The organism is Novosphingobium jiangmenense (genome assembly GCF_015694345.1).
GTDB lineage: Bacteria > Pseudomonadota > Alphaproteobacteria > Sphingomonadales > Sphingomonadaceae > Novosphingobium > Novosphingobium jiangmenense.
In genome coordinates, this window is the sequence record NZ_JADQDC010000002.1 from 269,435 (window position 1) to 287,989 (window position 18,555).

Below are 18,555 nucleotides of genomic sequence, written 5' to 3' on the forward strand. Positions count from 1 at the left end.
GCCCACCCCTTCGTCATTCCAGCCCCCTTCGTCATTCCCGCGAAGGCGGGAATCCAATAGCACTACGCCAGAATGGATCCCCGCCTTCGCGGGGATGACGAGAAAAAGGACAAGACATGCCCCGTCTCGGCACCGGCAAGCTGGTCATCGCCACGCACAACGCCGGAAAGCTCAAGGAAATCCAGGCCCTGCTCGCGCCCTACGGGATCGAGTGCGTGTCCGCAGGCGCGCTCGGCCTGCCGGAGCCGGCCGAGACGGGCACGACCTTCGTCGAGAACGCGCTGATCAAGGCGCGGGCAGCGGCGGAAGCTTCGCAGATCCCCGCCCTCGCCGACGACTCCGGCTTGTGCGTCGATGCCCTCGGCGGAGCGCCCGGGGTCTATACGGCGGATTGGGCCGAGGCGGGCAGGTTCGAGGGCGGCCCCGGTCGCGACTGGTACATGGCGATGGGCAAGGTTGAGGGAAAGCTTGCCGGAGTTGCCGCCGAGTTCGCGAGAGTTGCGGCAGAGTCCGGGGAGAGTCCACGAGAGTTGGATCGCAGTTGCCACTTCGCCTGCGTGCTCGCAATCGCATGGCCCGATGGCTCCCACGCCGTCTACGAAGGCCGCGCCCACGGCACTTTGACGTGGCCGCCACGCGGCACTCTGGGCTTCGGCTATGACCCGGTGTTCGTGCCGCTGGGCGACACGCGCACCTTTGCCGAACTCGATCCTGCCGAAAAGCACGCCATCAGCCACCGCGCCGATGCCTTCGCAAAGCTGGTGGCAGACCAGTTTTCCGCCTAAGGCTGGCGCATGGCGCTAGCCCTCTACATCCACTGGCCCTTCTGCCTCGCCAAGTGCCCCTACTGCGACTTCAACAGCCATGTCCGCGAGCGGACGGACATGTCCGCATGGGAAGCCGCGCTGCTGGCCGACATGCGCCATGAAGCGCAGTTGACCTCGGGCCGGAAGCTCACCTCGATCTTCTTTGGCGGCGGCACGCCCTCGCTGATGCCGCCCGCGCTGGTTGAGCGCTTGCTGCGCGAAGCGGAAGCGCTGTGGGGCTTCGAACCGGAAATCGAAATCACGCTCGAGGCCAATCCAAGTTCGGTCGAGGCTGCGAATTTCAGCGCATTGGCGAGCGCCGGGATCAACCGCGTATCGCTCGGCCTGCAGGCGCTCGACGACAAGACACTGAAATTCCTTGGACGACTGCATGACGTCAGCGAAAGCCTCGCCGCGCTTGACGTTGCGCAGCGGAATTTCGCCCGCATCAGCTTTGATCTGATCTACGCACGGCCCGAGCAGACGCCGGAGCAGTGGCAAGCCGAACTCAACCGCGCTTTAGGTTTCGGCACCGGCCATCTCAGCCTCTACCAACTCACGATCGAACCCGGCACCCGCTTCGCCACGCTGGTCCGCGAGGGCAAGTTGACCCCACTCGACGACGATCATGCTGCGGACCTGTTCACCATGACCCGCGAGATAACAGCGGCAGCCGGCCTCCCCGCCTACGAGACCAGCAACCACGCCCGCCCCGGCGAGGAGAGCCGCCACAACCTCACCTACTGGCGCTATCAGGACTACGTCGGTATCGGCCCCGGCGCGCATGGGCGCAGGCTCGGCACGGCGACGGTGCGACACAAGAAGCCCGAGAACTTCCTGCGCGCGGTGGACGAACTGCGCCACGGCATCGCCGAGGAACGCGTCCTGATCCCCAGCGATCAGGCGATGGAAGCGGTGCTGATGGGTCTGCGGTTGAACGAGGGCATCAACCCGGCAACGCTCGCCGCACGCTTCGGCTTTACCGCCAATGACCTGATCGATCCAGCCAAGCGCGAGTTCTACCTGCGCATCGGCCACCTCGCTCAAGACGGCGAACGGCTGCGCGTCACCGAACAGGGCGCGCCGTTGCTCGAGGCTTTGCTGGCCGAACTCGTCCCCGACACGCTGGTCAGCGCGTGACGACGGCGGAAATTCTTGAAGCCTGGAACGCTCATCTGGCGCTCTCGCGCCGCCGCTCTCCGCACACTGTCCGCGCCTACGCCGCCACCGTCGCCCGCCTTCTCCATGCGCTGGAGGGCGAGCAGGACTGGCAGTCGCTGGCGCGGATCGATGCGGCCACCTTGCGCAACCATCTGGCTGAGCGGCGCGCTGGCGGCCTCGGCAATGTTTCGGCGGCGCGCGAATTGTCGGCACTCAAGACCTTCATCGCCTTTGCGCGCGAACAGGCGGGCGACATCGACGCAACCCGCCCTCGCCTGCGCGGGCCACGCGTGAAAAAGGGCCTGCCCCGTCCTGTCACGCCCGATGAGGCAGTGAACCTGGCCGAGACCGTCGCCGAAGATGCCACAGCGCCATGGATCGCCGCCCGCGACCGCGCAGTATTGCTCCTGCTCTATGGCGGGGGCCTACGCATTGCCGAGGCGCTGGGCCTGAAGGCCGGCGTCCTGCCCTTGGGTGAAACCATGGTCATCACCGGCAAGGGCGGCCGCCAGCGGGTCGTCCCGATCCTGCCGATCGTGCGCGACGGGGTGGCGGAGTATGCCCGCCTGTGCCCCTGGCCGCTCGACAAGGACCTCCCCCTGTTCCGTGGCGCCAAGGGCGGCCAGCTTGCGCAAGGCCTTGTCCAGCGTGCGGTGGCCAGAGCCCGCGTGTCGCTCGGCCTGCCGGCAACCGCCACGCCCCACGCCTTGCGCCATTCGTTCGCCACGCACCTACTGGGCGCGGGCGCGGACTTGCGCTCCCTGCAGGAACTGCTCGGCCACGCCAGCCTGTCCTCGACGCAGATCTACACCAAGGTCGATGCGGCAACGTTGCTCGACGTCTACCGCAACGCCCACCCGCGCGCCTGAGGTTTTACTTCTTGCCCGCCTTGTCTTCCTTGAGCTTCTTGTCGGCCCACTCGATGAAGTCCTTGGTGAAGGCATCGCGCAGTTCGGCCTTGGCGGCCTCGACATCCTCGGGCTTCTTGGGCGGGAAGACTTCGAGCGGGTTCTTCACCGCGCCGATGGAGATGATCGGCGCCCCGCCCTTGCTGAAATCGCGGAACTGCGTGCCGACGAGCAGGTTGCTGCCGTACATCATCGCCTTGAAGTAGAACACGCTGAGCAGGACGAATTCGGCATAGCAGGGGTTGGTGGACGAGGTGATGCGCCGCCCCGCCTTGAGATCGGCGTTGAGCAGCCTGACCTTGGCCTTGAGTTCAGGATCAGCCTTCACGGCCTCGTTCGAGGGCGTCGGCGGCTCGATGATCACCTTCCAGTCCTGAACGCCGAGGCGGGTGCGGTAGTTGATCTTCTCAAGCTCGGCCAACTGGATGTCGGGGCCGAGATAGTCCTTCATCAGGCTGTTGACCGAGGCAACCTTGTCCTTGTGGACTTCCTGGTCCGCCACCGCGCCGACAAGGCCGAAGCCTGACAACAAGCCGCTGTTGAAACCGATGTAGTTCTCGGTGGGGAAGACGTGGAGTTCGCACTCCTGCTTTGCCGACGTCGCCGGTGCTGCCGGCGCAGCCGCACCCTCCTGCGCCTGCGCCACCTGCGCTTGCGACAGGCACAACGCTGCCACTGCCAAGCCGAAACGTGCCTTCATCTGCTCTGCCCCCTTCATGCGGCCCATGCCGTCCATGGCGTGGGATCGGGCATTTCGGGAACTCTGGCAAGAGCGTGATGGGCGAAGCTACTTCACGCTGAGCGAGCGGGGCAGCCGCAGGACCGACAGCAATCCGCCAAGGTCCTCGCTTTCCCTGAGTTCCACCTTGCCGCCATAGATTTCGGCCACATCGCGCACGATGGCGAGGCCGAGGCCGGTGCCGGGCTTGCCCGTATCGAGGCGCGCACCGCGATCAAATATGCGTTCGCGTGCGTCCTCGGGGATGCCCATGCCATCGTCCTCGACCCAGATTTCGCAGAACTTTGGATCGGCAGGTGCCGCATCGACCGTGATGAACACCGAACCGCCGCCATACTTCGCGGCGTTCTCGATCAGGTTGCCGAGGATTTCGTCAAGGTCCTGCCGTTCGATCGAGACTTCCGCTGTGCGGTTGCCGTCCATGTCGAAACGGACGTTGGGATAGAGCCGAACCACCGCCCGCTCCACGGCCTCGGCGCTTTCCCATACCTGCGCGCGCGACATGCCCACCGCGCGCCTGCCCACGGCGCGGGCGCGGGCAAGGTGATGGTCGACCTGCCGCCGCATGACCGCAGCCTCGCGGATCACCGTATCGGCAAGATCGTCGGCCTTGGCCGTTGCCGCGTTCATCACCACCGTAAGCGGGGTCTTGAGCGCATGGGCCAGATTGCCGGCATGGGTGCGCGCTTCCTCAGCCTGGCGCTCGGAATGTTCGAGCAGGGCATTGAGTTCGACGACAAGTGGCTGGACTTCCAGCGGCAAGGGCTCGGTCACACGGCTTGCCTCGCCTTCGCGCATGCGGGCGATGGCAAGGCGCACGCGGCGCAAGGGGCCGAGGCCGTAGAAAGTCTGCAGACCCGCCATGGTGAACAGGCCGAGGCCGAGCGCAAGGAACGACCAGATCAGGATCGAGCGGATCCGCCGGATCTGCGCATCGATCTCGCCACGGCTGGCGGCGACCTGGAATTCCCACAGCGTATTGGCGCCGGGCAGGATCACCGAACGCTTGATGATGCGCAGCCGTTCGCCTTCGAACTGGTCGGAGTCGGCGATCTTCGGATCGACGTAGTTCTGGTCAAGATCGGAGCGGAGCGAGCGGTCCCACAGCGAGCGCGACGGGAAATCCTCGTGCCCCTGCCCGGAAATCTGCCAGTAAAGACCACTGTTGGGCTCGAGGAAGCGCTGGTCGCCGAGGGGACGGTTGAAAAACACCTCGCCGTCCGGCCCGATCTCGGCCGAGGCGACCATCGCGGTCAGCATATAGCCAAGCTGTTCGTCGAAGTTGCGTGTGACGAGGCCGGTCAGCGTCTGATCAAGTGCCAGACCGCCGCCGAGCAGCAGCACCGTGATCCAGCCCGCCGCGATAAGCAGCATGCGCCGCGCCAGCGAGCCGGTGTGCGGCGCTGGCTGCGGCGTTGCGTTGCTGCTCGACTCTAGCACCTATCAGCCGCGACCGGGACCAGCCGGATCGTCAAGGCTGTAGCCGAGGCCACGGATCGTGGTGATCACATCGGGGCCAAGCTTCTTGCGGATGCGGGTGACGAAGACTTCGATCGTGTTGGAATCGCGGTCGAAATCCTGATCGTAGATGTGCTCGATCAGTTCGGTCCGGCTGACGACCTTGCCCTTGTGGTGGAGCAGGTAGGACAGAAGCTTGTATTCCTGCGCAGTGAGCTTGACCGGCTCGCCATTCAATGTGACGCGGCCCGAACGGGTATCGAGGCGCACGTCGCCAGCCGTCAGCTCGGACGAAGAATTGCCCGAGGCACGGCGGATCAGAGCGCGCAGGCGGGCGATCAGTTCCTCGGTCTGGAAGGGCTTGGCGAGATAATCGTCGGCACCGGCATCGAGGCCGGCAACCTTGTCGGACCAGCTGTCACGCGCGGTCAGCACCAGCACCGGGAACTTGCGTCCTTCCTTGCGCCACATGCCCAGCACGGTCAGGCCGTCGATTTCGGGCAGGCCAAGGTCGAGGATAACCGCGTCGTATTCCTCGGTCGAGCCCATGAAGTGCCCGTCCTCGCCATCGACCGAAAGATCGACGGCATAGCCGTTCTGTTCGAGCGTGTTCTTGAGCTGCTTGCCGAGCGTGGGTTCGTCCTCGACGATCAGAATGCGCATCTCTTGCCCCTTGTTGCGCGCGTTGGCGCCATAACCTGAACGGCTAGATGGGGCGGGAAACCTGAACGGTCAAGGAACTGGCGCGAAAGCTTGCGTTCAGCGGCTTTCGCCAAGGACCTGCCCGGTGCGCGCGTCAACATCCACGAACATGACCCTGCCATCGCGGATGAACTTCAGACGATAGACCATTGCCGAAGGATCATATTCCGGGCCAAGGTATTGCATACCCGGCTTGGTCGGCAGCACGCGGCGTTCGATATCTCGCAGCGAGCGCACGTTGCCTGCGCGCAGGTCGCGGCGGGCCTCGTTCTGCTCGTCAGGCCGCTGCTGGGCATGCGAGGTGACGGGCAGGAGAGCCAGCGATGCGGCAAGAAGGGCAATGGCGCGGTTCATGATGTGCGCATGCATAAGCAGGAGCCATTGAACAAGCGGTGAATGCGAAGCGGCGTTATTGTTCAGCGTCGGGCGTTGCGTGGCCGCAACGGTGCGGCTAAGCGCGCGGCATGGCGGCACCGATACTCAGCTGGGAAGGCCTTGGCCTCGTCCAGGGCAATGGCTGGCTCTTCCAGGACCTAGACATTCATATCCAGCAGCGCGATCGGCTCGCGCTGATCGGGCGCAATGGCGCGGGCAAGACCACGCTGCTCAAGCTGCTGGGCGGGCAAGTCGATGCCGACAAGGGCACGCGTTCGATCCAGCCGGGCACGAAGATCGTGACGCTGGAGCAGGATCCGTTCTTCACCGGCTTCGATACGCTGATGGACTTCGCGCTTTCGGGAAAGGATGCGCCCCCGCGGCACGAGGTCGAATCCATCGCGGGCCAGCTTGGCATAGACCTTTCCCGCAAGGCTGACAGCGCCAGCGGTGGCGAGCGCCGCCGTGCCGCCCTTGCCCGCGCGCTCGCCAGCGAACCCGATCTGCTGTTGCTCGACGAACCGACCAACCACCTCGATCTTGCTGCGATCGACTGGCTGGAAGACTGGCTGCAGCGCTATCGTGGCGCCTTCGTGGTCATCAGCCATGACCGTACCTTCCTCGAGCGCCTGACCAAGGCGACGCTGTGGCTAGACCGCGGCTCGCTGCGCCGCAAGGACATCGGTTTCGGCGGCTACGAAGCGTGGATGGAACAGGTCTATGCCGAGGAAGCCCGCGCCGCAGACAAGCTTGATGCCAAGCTGAAGATCGAGGCGCACTGGCTCGAGCGCGGCGTGACCGCACGGCGCAAGCGCAACCAGGGACGTCTCGAGAAGCTGTGGGAAATGCGGGCGCAGCGCGCTGCCATGCTCAGCCCGCAGGGCACGGCCAAGCTCGCCATCGCTAGCGACGATGCCAAGAGCAAGGCGGTGATCGTGGCGGACCACGTGAACAAGTCGTTCGGTGAGCGCCCGATCGTCAAGGACTTCACCCTGCGCATCACCCGCAAGGACCGCATCGGCGTGGTCGGCTCCAACGGCGCCGGCAAGACGACGCTGCTCAAGCTGCTGACCGGCGAACTGGAACCCGACAGCGGGACCATCACCCTCGCCAAGACGCTGCAGGGCGTGATGATCGACCAGCAGCGCAGCCTGATGGCGCCGGACAAGCGCGTGCGCGACGTGCTGGCCGATGGCAGCGACTGGATCGACGTGCGCGGCGTACGCAAGCACATCCAGGGCTATCTCAAGGACTTCCTGTTCGATCCGGGTTTGGTCGAGGCACGGGTCGGTACGCTTTCGGGCGGCGAGCGTTCGCGCCTGCTGCTGGCGCGCGAATTTGCCCGTTTCTCCAATCTGCTGGTGCTCGACGAGCCGACCAACGACCTCGATCTCGAAACGCTCGATCTGCTGCAGGAAGTGATCTCGGACTACGATGGCACCGTGCTGATCGTCAGCCACGACCGCGACTTCCTCGATCGCACGGTAACGATCACGCTTGGCATGGATGGCACCGGCAAGGTCGATATCGTGGCCGGTGGCTATGCCGACTGGGAGAAGATCAGGAAGCAGCGGCTGGCCGGCAAGCCGGTGGCGAAGAGCAGCGGTTCCGAAAAGACCGAGGCCGCGACGCCTCCGCCCCCGCAGCCGCCAAAGAAGGGCAAACTCTCCTACAAGGACCAGCGCGACTACGAACTGCTGCCCAAGCGCATCGAGGAACTGGACGCGGCGATCGCGCGCGGCGAGGCGCAGCTGGCCGATCCGGACCTCTATGCGAAGGACCCCAAGAAGTTCGACGCTTTGATGGCCGCGCTTGAGAAAGTGCGCGGCGAGAAGGACGCGGCGGAAGAGCGCTGGCTGGAACTGGCGGAAATGGTCGAGGGCTGATGGCATCGGTCAAGTCCATCTGCCCGCACTTGTACTAAAGGATCTCGCAAAGGCCTTGCCTGACCCCTTCCGTTGCCGTTAAGCAAAAATCACCGTTGCGGTTAAGACGGAGATGGACAAGGGTCGCGCGCATGATCAACCGAATCCGCGATATTCGCCGCCAGAAGGGCATGACGCTGGCTGACGTTGCCGAACGGTGCGATCCGCCGACAACGGCCCAGACGATCGGCCGCCTCGAAACCGGCACGCGCAGCCTTTCGCTCACCTGGATGAACCGCATCGGAGCCGCCCTTGGCGTCGATCCGCAATTGCTGGTCAAGGCCGAGGAAGACAGCCCGACTCATCTCGTCGCCCGCCTCGGCCCCAATGGCGCGGAGGCACTGGCCAAGCCGATGGACGCGATCCTGCCCGTCGCGCTGGACGGTTCTGCGCGCCTGATGGCTCTGGCCGTCGAAGCCAGCGCCGGGGAGTACCGCGCCGGCGATCAGGTGTGGCTGCGCGAGATTGATCCCGAGGACTTTGGCCGCGCCTTCAACCGCGACGTTCTTGCCCCGCGAACCGGCGGGCGCTTCGCGTTCGGCAGGCTGATCGATCAGCGCGACGGTCGCGTAGCCTTGCTTCCTCCCGGTCCCGGCCAGCGTCAGGTCGTGATCGATCGCCCCGCCTGGCTGGGGGTTGCCGAGATGCTCGTGCGCAAACTCTGACGTGAGGCGCCTCCTCTCGATCTCGACGCTCTACCCCGCAACAGGAAGGCCCGGCTTCGGCCGGTTCGTCGGGCGTCAGATGCAGGCGCTTGGGGCACGCGGAGATTGGGACGTCACCGTCATCAATCCACTCGGCATGCCGCCCGTGCCGATGAAGCGCTATGCCTCGCTCAAGAGCGTGCCGGAATGCGAACAGCAGGGGCCGGTGACGATCCACCATCCCCGTTTTCTTCTGGTCCCCGGCCTGTCGGGCCCGGTCAACCCGGCGCTGATCGCCCATGCGGTGCTGCCGCTCGCCAAACGCCTCCATGCAGAGCAGCCGTTCGATCTGGTTGATGCGCAGTTCTTCTATCCCGACGGCCCGGCCGCCGCCAAGGTTGCGCGCGCGCTGGAACTGCCGCTGGCGATCAAGGCGCGCGGGTCGGACATTCATCTGTGGGGCAATCGGTCCTGGCCGCGTCGGCAGATGATCGAGGCGGCGCGGCAATCTACCGTGCTGCTCGCAGTCTCGCAGGCGCTGGCGAACGACATGGTCGAACTCGGCATGCCGGGCGAACGCATTCGGGTGCATTATACCGGGTTGGACCGGGAACGCTTTCGCCCACTGGAGCGGCAAGCGGCAAGACAGCTGGTTTCCGCCCTGCCCTCGCTTCATATCTGGTCGGAAGGCAGGCTGCTGCTCTGCGTTGGCGCCCTCCTGCCGATCAAAGGACAGGCGCTGGCCATCAGCGCGCTGACGTCGCTGCCCGAGGACGTGCGGCTCGCCATCGCCGGAACCGGCACGGATGAAGTGGCGCTGCGCCGGCTGGTGCAGCAGTTGGGGTTGGAGGCGCGGGTGCACTTCCTCGGCACTGTCGAGCACGACGTTCTGCCGCACCTGCTCTGCGCCGCCGACGTGATGGTCCTGCCATCGGAACGCGAAGGCCTCGCCAACGCCTGGATCGAATCGCTGGCCTGTGGAACCCCGGTGATCATTCCCGATATCGGCGGCGCACGCGAAGTGGTTCGCGATGCCAGCGCCGGACGGATCGTCGAACGCACTCCCGAGGCGATTGCCCGGGCTGTGTCAGATCTGCTTGAGTCACCGCCTGCGCAGGAGGCCGTTGCCGCCAATGCAGAGCGCTTCAGCTGGGACGCCAACGCCGCATCGCTGGCGGCCATATACGAAGAAGCGGCGGCGAAGCGCTGAGCCTCGCCGCCGCTGGATTTTCTCAGGTCAGGCCGATCATGCGCCTTCGCGCGCAAGCCGCTCCTGCTTTTCGAGGGCGGTTTCGGTCGGCACGAAGCTGTTCGGGTTGACCTTCAGCCAGATCAGGATCGGCGCGGCCATGTAGATCGAGCTGTAGGTGCCGACGAAGATGCCGAGCGTGATGGCGGCGGTGAAGCCGAAGATCACGTCCGGGCCCAGCAGCAGCAGCGCCACCAGCGTGATCAGCATCGACAGCGAAGTCACGATCGTACGGTGCAGCGTCTCGTTGACCGACAGATCGAGCAGTTCCGGCATCGGCATCCTGCGGTACTTCTTCATGTTCTCGCGGATGCGGTCATAGACCACGATGGTATCGTTCAACGAATAGCCGATCAGCGTCAGCAATGCCGCCACGATGTTCAGGTCGAACTCCATGCCGGTTATCGCAAACAGTCCGAGCGTCAGCGTCACGTCATGGACCAGCGCGAACAAAGCGCCGACACCGAACTGCCATTCGAAGCGCAGCCAGATATAAGCTGCCACCGCCAGCGAGGCGAGGCCGAGGGCCTTGAACGCGTCCCAGCCCAGTTCCTTCGAAACCTTGCCCGAGACCGAATCGACGCCGTCGATGCGGGCGTCGGCATGGTTCTTCTTGATGTCCGCCGTAATCGTGCGGGCCATCTTGTCGGCCAGCGCCGCTTCCTGCCCGGCACCTTCCGGCAGCTTCATCCGGATCGAGATCTCGTTCGGCTTGCCGTAGCGCTGGATGATCGGCTCGCCATAGCCGAGCTTGGCGACCTGATCGCGCAATTCGCCCACAGGCGCCTCGGCGCTGCGTTCGAAGGTCACGCGGATCATCTGGCCGCCGATGAAATCGACGCCAAGGTTGAGGCCCTTGGTCAGCACCAGACCCCACGACGCAGCCATCAGAATGATGCTGATCACGTAGAACGGGACACGCCACTTGAGGAAGTGGATGTTGGTATTGTCGGGAACGAGCTTGAGGAGTTTCATCGCTTCATCCTCCTCTTACAATGCGATTTCGGTCGGGCGGGCGCGGCGGATCCACTGCGCCACCCACATGCGGGTGAGCGTGACGGCGGTGAACACCGAAGTGGCGATGCCGATCATCAGCACGACCGCGAACCCCTTAACCGGGCCGGAGCCGAACGCGAACATCAGCACCGCCGCAATGACGTTGGTAATGTTGGCGTCAAAGATCGCGCGGCTGGCTTCCTTGTAGCCAAGCTCCACCGCCTGGACGACCTTGCGCCCACGGTGGCGCTCTTCGCGGATGCGCTCGTTGATCAGCACGTTGGCGTCAACCGCCGCGCCGATGGTCAGCACGAAGCCGGCGATGCCGGGCAGGGTCAGCGTGGTGCCGATGATGCCCATGATGCCGAGGATCATCAGCACGTTGATGATGACCGCAAGGTTCGCATAGACGCCAAAGCGGCCGTAAGTCCCAAGAATGAAGATCGCGAGCGCCAGCGTGCCAACGCCCATCGCGATCACGCCCTTGCGGATCGAATCGGCGCCGAGGTCTGGCCCGACAGTGCGTTCTTCCACGACCTTGAGGTCCACCGGCAGCGCGCCCGAGCGCAGCGAGATCGCCAGCGCGTTGGCACTTTCCGTGGTGAAACGGCCCGAGATGATCGCGCTGCCGCCCATGATCGGTTCGTTGATCGTCGGGGCCGAGAGAATCTTGCCGTCGAGGATGATCGCAAACCGCTTGCCCACGTTCTGCGTGGTCAGCTTCGCGAACTTGGCGCCACCATCGGTATTGAAGGTGATGTTGACGACCGGTTCGTTGGTCTGCTGGTTGTTGGTCTGCTGCGCATTGGTCAGCTGATCGCCACGGATGCCGCCAAGGCGCTTGACCGCTTCGGCAGGCGCGCCGCCGCCTTCGGTTGCGTTGGCATATGGCACGATCTCGCTGCCCGGAGGCGCAATCCCGCGGGCAACGTCGGACGGCAGTGCCGAACTGTCGAGCAGCTTGAATTCGAGCTTGGCGGTCTGGCCCAGCAGGTTCTTCAGCGCCTGCGGATCCTGCAGACCCGGCACCTGCACGACGATGCGCGTCGGGCCGGAGCGGATGATCGTCGGCTCCTTGGTGCCGAGCGCGTCGATGCGCTTGCGCACGACTTCGACCGCCGTGTCCATCGCCTGGGTGACGGCCTGGTTGATCCCGGCGTCGGTGGGCTTGAGGACGAAGCGGTTGCCGTCGACGACGTTGATGTCCCAATCACGCTGGCCGGTCAGCCCCGCGCCATTGGTCAGCGGCAGCACGGCCTCGCGCACGGCATCGACCTGCGAGGGATCGGCCACGACGAACGTCAGCGCGCCGTCGCGGTTGGAGATGTCGCTGATGCGGATATCTTTCCCATCCTGCTTCAGCTTGTTGCGGACCGATTCCTCCATGCCTTCGATGCGCTGCTGGCGCACCTGGGATGGATCGGCCTCGAGCAGGATGTGGCTGCCACCGGCAAGGTCGAGCCCGAGATTGACCTTGGGTTCGGGCAGTGCGGTCGGCCAGTTCAGGCCCATGGTGGCGGTAAGCGAGGGGATCGCGGCAGCAACGCAGACCAGCGTTACCAGCCAGAGCCAGATCACCTTCCAGCGCGGAAATTCGAGCATGGGCGGTCAGCCTTCAGGAAAGTGAGATCAGTCGTTCGCCGGAGCGGAACCGGCCGGCGGCACGATGTCGCCAATGGTGGCCCGCACGGCCTTGACGCGAACGTTCGGCCCGAGTTCGAGTTCGACATAGTGATCGTCGAGCTTGATCACCTTGCCGATCAGGCCCCCTGCCGTCACAACCATGTCGCCCTTTTTCATGCCTGCGATCTTGGCCTTGTGCTCCTTCTGCTGGCGCATCTGCGGGCGCAGGATCAGGAACCAGAAGATGAAGCCCATGGCCACCAGCGGCATGAAGGTCATCCAGGCGGGCGGCTGACCGGCATTGGCGGCGGCGGCGGAAAGAGTGCTGAGCATCATGGGTCCGTTTCTGGGATCGCAAGGCAAGGATTACAACCGGACCGGCTGCGGTTTTCCCGCATTCACCGGCCTCGGCCATATGAAGCGGGGCGGTTAGCAGTTTGGAATGACCAAGGCAATCTGACGCTGACTTGCGCCACGGCCCGCCCTTGGAACCTTTCGCCAATCTCGCGCTTGCCATCCTGAAAAGTGCTGCCTATAGGCGCGCTTCCGGTCGGGACGTAGCGCAGCCTGGTAGCGCATCACACTGGGGGTGTGGGGGTCGGAGGTTCGAATCCTCTCGTCCCGACCAATCAAAAAGCCCGCGATGCTTCGGCAATTGCGGGCTTTTTTGTATTCCGGCGGGTCGCAAACCGTCGCACGGAGGCAATCCCGCGCGATCTTGGTTAGTTTCTGGTAACTTCCGCCTGCTATTGCTCCGCCGCATGACGATCAGGCCGGCCAGACTTTGCAGCAGCGCGCCCTCCCACTCGCCGCGCGGACAGCGCATGGTGGCGTTCAGCACTTTGCTCCTGCCGCTGGCGGTGATGCTCTCGGGTTGCAGCAAGGAACACGACGAGAAGCTCGAGGCTCGCCTGGCAGCGCTCGAAGCGAAAGCTGATGCTGCAGAACAGCGTTCACGGCAGGCCTTGAACATGGCCGCGCAATCCAATCCGGCCCCGGTTGCAGACGTGGGTACAGACCCGGGTTACGGCGAAGCGCAAGATCCGGGTGTCACGGACGACTCTCCCGACAGCGCGCTGTTCGACAATACCATCGAAGCGCCAGTCGCCCCCGCGATTGCTCCCGGCAACTGAGCTCCTCGGTCACTCGCCCTTGCGCCTTTGCCTGCAACGTCTATCACGGTTGCGAAATCGCGATCGGGGGATCTGATGACGCAAGCTTCCGGCCAGGGCACGACGGTCTACGTGCTGAACGGCCCCAACCTCAACCTGCTCGGCCTGCGCGAGCCTGAAATCTATGGCTCGCAGACGCTCGACGACATAGCGGGAATGCTTGAAGACCGGGGCCGCGAACTTGGTCTCGAGATCGACATGCGCCAGTCGAACCACGAAGGCCACCTGATCGACTGGCTGCACGAGGCGCAGGCCGAAGGCGTCAAGGCCGTCCTGCTCAATGCCGGTGCCTACACCCACACCTCGGTCGCCATCCACGATGCGATAAAGTCGATCAAGGTGCCGGTGATCGAGGTACATCTGTCCAATCCGCACAAGCGCGAGGCCTTCCGGCACCATTCCTATGTCGGGATGGCGGCGCTTGGCACGGTCTGCGGCTTCGGTGCGAACAGCTACCTTGCGGCATTGGATGCCGTTTCGCGCCTTTGAAATAGGCGTTTTTCCACTTTCACTGCCCGCTGCCACTTGCCAGTCCATCCTGTTGGGGGCATGGCGCGCGGTCTGAATTCATACCCCGCGAGGAAATTCCAATGGGTCACGAACGCGGCGACAAGGCCGACAACATGGCGATCGACGGCAAGCTGGTGCGCGAACTGGCAGAGCTTCTTGCCGAAACCGGATTGTCCGAGATCGAAGTCGAAGACGGTGAGCGCAAGATCCGCGTCGCTCGCCAGTTGACCGCAGCTCCGGTCGCACAGGTCGCCGTCGCGGCTCCCGCTCCGGTTGCCGCCGCTGCTCCCGCAGCCGCCCCTGCCGCTCCCGCTGCGGCCCCGGTTGAAGACCACGCCAACGCCGTCAAGTCGCCCATGGTCGGCACCTGCTACCTCGCCGCCGAACCGGGCGCTGCGAACTTCGTGTCCGTTGGCCAGAGCGTGAAGGCGGGCGAAACCCTGTTGATCATCGAGGCGATGAAGGTCATGAACCCGATCACTGCGCCCGCCGCTGGCGTGGTCAAGGCGATCCTCGTCGAGAACGCGCAGCCGGTCGAGTTCGACCAGCCGCTGGTCGTGATCGCGTAAAGGCCCGGCAATGGCCATCAAGCGCCTGCTTATCGCCAACCGCGGCGAAATCGCGCTGCGCATCCATCGCGCCGCCCACGAGATGGGCATCGAGACGGTCGCGGTGCACTCCACCGCTGATGCCGATGCGATGCACGTGCGCCTTGCCGACCATGCCGTCTGCATCGGACCGCCCGCGGCCAAGGACAGCTACCTCAACGTCGCGGCGATCATCTCGGCAGCCGAGATCACCCACGCCGACGCGATCCACCCGGGCTACGGCTTCCTCTCTGAGAATGCCAAGTTCGCCGAGATCGTCGAAGCGCACGACATCACCTGGATCGGCCCGAAGCCCGAACACATCCGCACGATGGGCGACAAGATCGAGGCCAAGCGGACCGCTGGCGCGCTCGGCCTGCCGCTGGTGCCGGGATCGGACGGTGCGGTTTCGGATCTCGAAGAGGCCAAGGCCATTGCCGAGAAGGCCGGCTACCCGGTGATCATCAAGGCCGCTTCGGGCGGCGGCGGTCGCGGCATGAAGGTCTGCAACAGCCCGGAACAGCTCGAAACGCTGATCCAGCAGGCCGGCAGCGAAGCCAAGGCCGCGTTTGGCGACGCTACCGTCTATATCGAGAAGTATCTCGGCAACCCGCGCCACATCGAGTTCCAGATCTTCGGCGATGGCAACGGCAACGCGATCCATCTCGGTGAGCGTGACTGCTCGCTGCAGCGCCGCCACCAGAAGGTGCTGGAAGAAGCGCCCTCGCCGGTGATCTCCACCGAAGAGCGCAACCGCATGGGCGGCATCGTCGCCAAGGCGATGGCCGACATGGGCTATCGCGGCGCCGGCACGATCGAGTTCCTCTGGGAAAACGGTGAGTTCTACTTCATCGAGATGAACACCCGCCTGCAGGTGGAACATCCCGTCACCGAAGCGATCACCGGCGTCGATCTCGTCCGCGAACAGATCCGCATCGCCGATGGCAAGCCGCTCTCGGTCCGCCAGGACGAGATCGAGTTCAAGGGCCACGCGATCGAGTGCCGCATCAACGCGGAAGACCCGTTCACCTTCGCCCCATCGCCGGGTCTGGTGAAGAGCTACCACGCTGCTGGCGGCATGCACGTCCGCGTCGATTCCGGGCTCTATGCCGGCTACAAGATCCCGCCGTACTATGACTCGATGATCGCCAAGCTGATCGTCTACGGTCGCACCCGCGAAGGCTGCATCATGCGCCTGAAGCGCGCGCTTGAGGAAATGGTCATCGAAGGCCCCAAGACCTCGATCCCGCTCCACCAGCGCCTGCTGAACGAGCCGGACTTCCTCTCGGGCGACTACACGATCAAGTGGCTCGAGGAATGGCTGGCCAAGGACGCCTGATCCAGCCACGGCGCCAACAAAAAGCCCCCGCGGTGCGGGGGCTTTTCTGTTTTCGCGCTTACTCTTCGACCGGCAGCCTTGCCCTGATCGCCCGCCATGCCGGTTCGGGCCGGTCATTCTTGACCAGAATCGCCTCGACCTCGTCGAACTCTTCCAGTTCCAGAGCGTCGGTCACGCTCAGCGGGAAGTAGACGTTCTCGTCGTTGTCCATGCGCACGGCGTAGGCGCCGCGCCCTTCCTCGCTCCTGGTTACGATGCACATCGCTTTGACAGCCATGGGAATACCTTGGTTTGATAGATTGACAGTATCGCCCGCAAGCAGCGGACCGGACAACGCAAAGCCGCCCTGCCAGGGTTAGTCAACCCCCACGCGGCTTCCATGTCAGCACGCGCCACACATAGGCGATAGCCACGATCACCAGCGTGCCCGTGGCTATCGGTCCGGTGTACTTCTCGATCTCGCCAAAATTGCGCCCGAGGAAGTACCCGGCACCACTGAGGATCGCGTTCCAGATCGCCGCTCCCGCGAACGTGAACAGCAGGAAGCGGACATGCCCCATGCGCGTCAGGCCCGCCGGCAAGGAGATCATCGTCCGCATGAACGGCGCAAACCGCACCGCAAACACTACCCATTGCCCATGGCGCCGGAAGAACCGGACGATCGCTTCGATGTCCTCCCATTCCACGGTCAGCCAGCGCCCGAACCGGCTCACGAACGGTCGCAACCGCTGATAGCCGAGCGAGCGTCCCAGCAGATACCAGCAATAGTTGCCGAGCGTCGAGCCGACCGTTCCCGCCAGCATCAGCGGCCAGAACTCCATCCGCCCCCGCGCCACGGCAATGCCGCCCAGCCCCATGATCACCTCTGACGGGATCGGCGGAAACACGTTCTCGATGACCATCAGGAACGCAATGCCCCAATAGCCGCCGCCTTCGATCAGGTGGACGATCCAGTCATTCATGAGTGGGGTAACGCTCAATTCCAGCATTGAGGTTCAAAGCCCCCTCCTCTTCAGAGGAGGGGGTTGGGGATGGTGGACTTCAGCAAGGGGTTGGAGAGTAAACACCACCCCCCGGCCCCCTCCTCTGAAGAAGAGGGGGAGAACGATCAAAGCCGCGCTTCGATCGCGTCCCAGATCATCCCCGGCGTATCGGTGCCATTGAACTTGTCGATCGCCACGATCCCGGTCGGCGAGGTCACGTTGATCTCGGTCAGGTACTTGCCACCGATCACGTCGATGCCGACGAAGATCAGCCCGAGCCGCTTGAGTTCCGGCCCCAGCGCCGCGCAGATTTCCTGCTCCTCCGCCGTCAGTTCGGTCTTCTCGGCATAGCCACCGACAGCGAGGTTCGAGCGGAATTCGCCCTCGCCCGGCTTGCGGTTGATCGCCCCGGCAATCTCGCCGTCGACCAGCACGATGCGCTTGTCGCCCTTGGCCACTTCGGGAAGGAACGCCTGCACCATGTGCGGCTCTGGCCAGGTCTGGTTGAACACCTCGAACAGCGCGCCGAGGTTCTCGCCCTCAGGCCCGACGCGGAAGATCGCCTTGCCGCCATTGCCGTGGATCGGCTTCACGACGATGGCGCCATGCTTCTTCTGGAACAGCCGCACTTCCTCGACCGAGCGGGTCACGATCGTCGGCGGCATGAAGCGCCGGTAATCGAGCACCATGACCTTTTCCGGCGCATTGCGAACGCTGCGCGGGTTGTTGACGACCAGCGTCTCCCCCTCGATCCGCTCCAGCATGTGCGTGGCGGTGATGTAGCCCATGTGGAACGGCGGGTCCTGCCGCATCAGCACCACGTCGATATCGCGCCCGAGGTCAAGGCGGCGGACCTCGCCTGCCTTGTAATGATCCCCGACCACCCGCTGCACCGTCACCGGCCGGGCGTGCGCGATCAGCCGGTCATCCTCGTCGAGCGTGAGCGAGCCGACGTCGTAATGGTAAATCTCATGGCCGCGCTCCTGCGCCGACAGCATGAGCGCGAAGCTCGAATCTCCGGCAATGTTGATCGAATGGAGCGGGTCCATCTGGACGGCGACGCGAAGGGTCATGCGTGAACTTGGCCTCAGGGGTTTCTCTCACCCGCGCCTTAAAGCCACTTTACCGGCAGCGCGACCATTTTCGCCCCGCGCCGTCCTGGCGCCACACCTTCAAGGAGCCATTGATGCGCAAGCTGTTCACCGTCGCCGCCGCCGGAATCGCCGTTCTCGGCTGGTCGTCGCAGGGCATCGCCAACCCCGATCCGCACCCGACCCCTGCCCCGCATGACGAGCACAAGGGTGACAAGAAGGACGAGCACAAGGACGACCACCACGACAGCGAGCACAAGGAAGAACACAAGCCCGCCCACTGACCG

At 64.5% G+C, this 18,555-nt stretch carries 21 protein-coding genes and 1 tRNA gene; 12 read left to right on the plus strand and 10 right to left on the minus strand.

Annotated features, from left to right (window positions below; translation table 11 throughout):
• The first annotated feature begins 116 nt into the window (after positions 1–116).
• Genes rdgB through I2488_RS03810 form a run of 3 tightly spaced genes read left to right on the plus strand, consistent with a single transcriptional unit; the run spans position 117 to position 2,836 of the window.
• Positions 117–785 (plus strand): RdgB/HAM1 family non-canonical purine NTP pyrophosphatase, encoded by a 669-nt coding sequence (gene rdgB / locus I2488_RS03800; RefSeq protein ID WP_196274483.1) that lies wholly within the window; start codon positions 117–119, stop codon positions 783–785.
• A gap of 9 nt (positions 786–794) precedes the next feature.
• Entirely contained in the window at positions 795–1,946 is a 1,152-nt protein-coding gene (gene hemW, locus I2488_RS03805) for a radical SAM family heme chaperone HemW (RefSeq protein WP_196274484.1), read from the plus strand.
• Positions 1,943–2,836 carry a tyrosine-type recombinase/integrase gene (locus I2488_RS03810; protein WP_196274485.1) on the plus strand — a complete coding sequence of 298 codons (894 nt, stop codon included), beginning with the start codon at positions 1,943–1,945 and terminating at the stop codon, positions 2,834–2,836. The genes hemW and I2488_RS03810 overlap by 4 nt, the downstream gene beginning before the upstream one ends.
• A 4-nt stretch (positions 2,837–2,840) precedes the next feature.
• Here the strand turns inward: I2488_RS03810 and I2488_RS03815 are convergent, their stop codons facing one another.
• From I2488_RS03815 to I2488_RS03830, 4 genes are all read right to left on the minus strand, one after another.
• Entirely contained in the window at positions 2,841–3,611 is a 771-nt protein-coding gene (locus tag I2488_RS03815; RefSeq protein WP_196274486.1) for a hypothetical protein, read from the minus strand.
• Positions 3,612–3,662: 51 nt separating this feature from the next.
• On the minus strand, positions 3,663–4,988 hold the full coding sequence (locus tag I2488_RS03820) for a sensor histidine kinase (protein WP_214652204.1): 1,326 nt from the start codon (positions 4,986–4,988) through the stop codon (positions 3,663–3,665).
• A 69-nt stretch (positions 4,989–5,057) separates the two neighbouring features.
• Entirely contained in the window at positions 5,058–5,735 is a 678-nt protein-coding gene (locus tag I2488_RS03825) for a response regulator transcription factor (RefSeq protein ID WP_196274488.1), read from the minus strand.
• A 96-nt stretch (positions 5,736–5,831) separates the two neighbouring features.
• On the minus strand, positions 5,832–6,128 hold the full coding sequence (locus I2488_RS03830) for a PepSY domain-containing protein (RefSeq protein WP_039331477.1): 297 nt from the start codon (positions 6,126–6,128) through the stop codon (positions 5,832–5,834).
• Between the two features lie 110 nt (positions 6,129–6,238).
• Between I2488_RS03830 and I2488_RS03835 the strand changes: the two genes are divergently transcribed.
• The 3 genes from I2488_RS03835 (at position 6,239) to I2488_RS03845 (ending at position 9,928) form a co-directional block, all read left to right on the plus strand.
• A complete protein-coding gene (locus I2488_RS03835) occupies positions 6,239–8,035 on the plus strand; it encodes an ABC-F family ATP-binding cassette domain-containing protein (protein ID WP_196274489.1) in 1,797 nt (598 codons plus the stop codon).
• Between the two features lie 131 nt (positions 8,036–8,166).
• Complete coding sequence (locus I2488_RS03840) at positions 8,167–8,739, plus strand: helix-turn-helix domain-containing protein (protein WP_196274490.1); 573 nt, start codon at positions 8,167–8,169, stop codon at positions 8,737–8,739.
• 1 nt (position 8,740) lies between these two features.
• The gene (locus tag I2488_RS03845; RefSeq protein ID WP_196274491.1) at positions 8,741–9,928 is read left to right on the plus strand and encodes a glycosyltransferase; all 1,188 of its coding nucleotides are present in this window, start codon (positions 8,741–8,743) and stop codon (positions 9,926–9,928) included.
• Between the two features lie 36 nt (positions 9,929–9,964).
• On the opposite strand, the gene secF is transcribed toward I2488_RS03845, so the two are convergent.
• The 3 genes from secF to yajC are packed head-to-tail and all read right to left on the minus strand — an operon-like array spanning position 9,965 to position 12,922.
• Positions 9,965–10,942, minus strand: coding sequence for a protein translocase subunit SecF (gene secF / locus I2488_RS03850; RefSeq protein WP_196274492.1), 978 nt, complete (start codon positions 10,940–10,942; stop codon positions 9,965–9,967).
• A 15-nt stretch (positions 10,943–10,957) separates the two neighbouring features.
• The gene (secD, locus tag I2488_RS03855; RefSeq protein WP_196274493.1) at positions 10,958–12,565 is read right to left on the minus strand and encodes a protein translocase subunit SecD; all 1,608 of its coding nucleotides are present in this window, start codon (positions 12,563–12,565) and stop codon (positions 10,958–10,960) included.
• Positions 12,566–12,592: 27 nt separating this feature from the next.
• The gene (gene yajC, locus I2488_RS03860) at positions 12,593–12,922 is read right to left on the minus strand and encodes a preprotein translocase subunit YajC (protein ID WP_196274494.1); all 330 of its coding nucleotides are present in this window, start codon (positions 12,920–12,922) and stop codon (positions 12,593–12,595) included.
• 215 nt (positions 12,923–13,137) lie between these two features.
• On the opposite strand from yajC, the gene I2488_RS03865 reads away from it, so the two are divergent.
• The 5 genes from I2488_RS03865 (at position 13,138) to accC (ending at position 16,194) form a co-directional block, all read left to right on the plus strand.
• A tRNA-Pro gene (locus tag I2488_RS03865) sits at positions 13,138–13,214 on the plus strand.
• 133 nt (positions 13,215–13,347) lie between these two features.
• Positions 13,348–13,719, plus strand: a complete 372-nt coding sequence (locus I2488_RS03870; RefSeq protein WP_196274495.1) for a hypothetical protein — start codon at positions 13,348–13,350, stop codon at positions 13,717–13,719.
• 75 nt (positions 13,720–13,794) lie between these two features.
• Entirely contained in the window at positions 13,795–14,247 is a 453-nt protein-coding gene (aroQ, locus tag I2488_RS03875) for a type II 3-dehydroquinate dehydratase (RefSeq protein WP_039331122.1), read from the plus strand.
• A 101-nt stretch (positions 14,248–14,348) separates the two neighbouring features.
• Positions 14,349–14,837, plus strand: a complete 489-nt coding sequence (gene accB / locus I2488_RS03880; RefSeq protein ID WP_246465468.1) for an acetyl-CoA carboxylase biotin carboxyl carrier protein — start codon at positions 14,349–14,351, stop codon at positions 14,835–14,837.
• A gap of 10 nt (positions 14,838–14,847) precedes the next feature.
• The gene (gene accC, locus I2488_RS03885) at positions 14,848–16,194 is read left to right on the plus strand and encodes an acetyl-CoA carboxylase biotin carboxylase subunit (RefSeq protein WP_196274496.1); all 1,347 of its coding nucleotides are present in this window, start codon (positions 14,848–14,850) and stop codon (positions 16,192–16,194) included.
• 58 nt (positions 16,195–16,252) lie between these two features.
• On the opposite strand, the gene I2488_RS03890 is transcribed toward accC, so the two are convergent.
• From I2488_RS03890 to gshB, 3 genes are all read right to left on the minus strand, one after another.
• Positions 16,253–16,471: a hypothetical protein gene (locus tag I2488_RS03890; protein ID WP_196274497.1), complete on the minus strand. Its 219-nt coding sequence runs from the start codon at positions 16,469–16,471 to the stop codon at positions 16,253–16,255.
• A gap of 82 nt (positions 16,472–16,553) precedes the next feature.
• Positions 16,554–17,156, minus strand: coding sequence for a DedA family protein (locus tag I2488_RS03895; protein ID WP_196274498.1), 603 nt, complete (start codon positions 17,154–17,156; stop codon positions 16,554–16,556).
• Positions 17,157–17,302: 146 nt separating this feature from the next.
• Entirely contained in the window at positions 17,303–18,250 is a 948-nt protein-coding gene (gshB, locus tag I2488_RS03900; RefSeq protein ID WP_196274499.1) for a glutathione synthase, read from the minus strand.
• A gap of 113 nt (positions 18,251–18,363) precedes the next feature.
• On the opposite strand from gshB, the gene I2488_RS03905 reads away from it, so the two are divergent.
• A complete protein-coding gene (locus tag I2488_RS03905) occupies positions 18,364–18,552 on the plus strand; it encodes a hypothetical protein (RefSeq protein WP_196274500.1) in 189 nt (62 codons plus the stop codon).
• Positions 18,553–18,555 lie beyond the last annotated feature (3 nt).

What these genes read in the sequence shown, in the direction of transcription:
- rdgB (WP_196274483.1), top strand. Translation starts at nt 117, where the DNA reads ATGCCCCGTCTCGGCACCGGCAAGCTGGTCATCGCCACGCACAACGCC.
- hemW (WP_196274484.1), top strand. Translation starts at nt 795, where the DNA reads ATGGCGCTAGCCCTCTACATCCACTGGCCCTTCTGCCTCGCCAAGTGC.
- I2488_RS03815 (WP_196274486.1), bottom strand. Translation starts at nt 3,611, where the DNA reads ATGGACGGCATGGGCCGCATGAAGGGGGCAGAGCAGATGAAGGCACGT.
- I2488_RS03820 (WP_214652204.1), bottom strand. Translation starts at nt 4,988, where the DNA reads ATGCTGCTTATCGCGGCGGGCTGGATCACGGTGCTGCTGCTCGGCGGC.
- I2488_RS03825 (WP_196274488.1), bottom strand. Translation starts at nt 5,735, where the DNA reads ATGCGCATTCTGATCGTCGAGGACGAACCCACGCTCGGCAAGCAGCTC.
- I2488_RS03830 (WP_039331477.1), bottom strand. Translation starts at nt 6,128, where the DNA reads ATGAACCGCGCCATTGCCCTTCTTGCCGCATCGCTGGCTCTCCTGCCC.
- I2488_RS03835 (WP_196274489.1), top strand. Translation starts at nt 6,239, where the DNA reads ATGGCGGCACCGATACTCAGCTGGGAAGGCCTTGGCCTCGTCCAGGGC.
- I2488_RS03840 (WP_196274490.1), top strand. Translation starts at nt 8,167, where the DNA reads ATGATCAACCGAATCCGCGATATTCGCCGCCAGAAGGGCATGACGCTG.
- secF (WP_196274492.1), bottom strand. Translation starts at nt 10,942, where the DNA reads ATGAAACTCCTCAAGCTCGTTCCCGACAATACCAACATCCACTTCCTC.
- secD (WP_196274493.1), bottom strand. Translation starts at nt 12,565, where the DNA reads ATGCTCGAATTTCCGCGCTGGAAGGTGATCTGGCTCTGGCTGGTAACG.
- yajC (WP_196274494.1), bottom strand. Translation starts at nt 12,922, where the DNA reads ATGATGCTCAGCACTCTTTCCGCCGCCGCCGCCAATGCCGGTCAGCCG.
- I2488_RS03870 (WP_196274495.1), top strand. Translation starts at nt 13,348, where the DNA reads ATGACGATCAGGCCGGCCAGACTTTGCAGCAGCGCGCCCTCCCACTCG.
- aroQ (WP_039331122.1), top strand. Translation starts at nt 13,795, where the DNA reads ATGACGCAAGCTTCCGGCCAGGGCACGACGGTCTACGTGCTGAACGGC.
- accB (WP_246465468.1), top strand. Translation starts at nt 14,349, where the DNA reads ATGGGTCACGAACGCGGCGACAAGGCCGACAACATGGCGATCGACGGC.
- accC (WP_196274496.1), top strand. Translation starts at nt 14,848, where the DNA reads ATGGCCATCAAGCGCCTGCTTATCGCCAACCGCGGCGAAATCGCGCTG.
- I2488_RS03890 (WP_196274497.1), bottom strand. Translation starts at nt 16,471, where the DNA reads ATGGCTGTCAAAGCGATGTGCATCGTAACCAGGAGCGAGGAAGGGCGC.
- I2488_RS03895 (WP_196274498.1), bottom strand. Translation starts at nt 17,156, where the DNA reads ATGAATGACTGGATCGTCCACCTGATCGAAGGCGGCGGCTATTGGGGC.
- gshB (WP_196274499.1), bottom strand. Translation starts at nt 18,250, where the DNA reads ATGACCCTTCGCGTCGCCGTCCAGATGGACCCGCTCCATTCGATCAAC.
- I2488_RS03905 (WP_196274500.1), top strand. Translation starts at nt 18,364, where the DNA reads ATGCGCAAGCTGTTCACCGTCGCCGCCGCCGGAATCGCCGTTCTCGGC.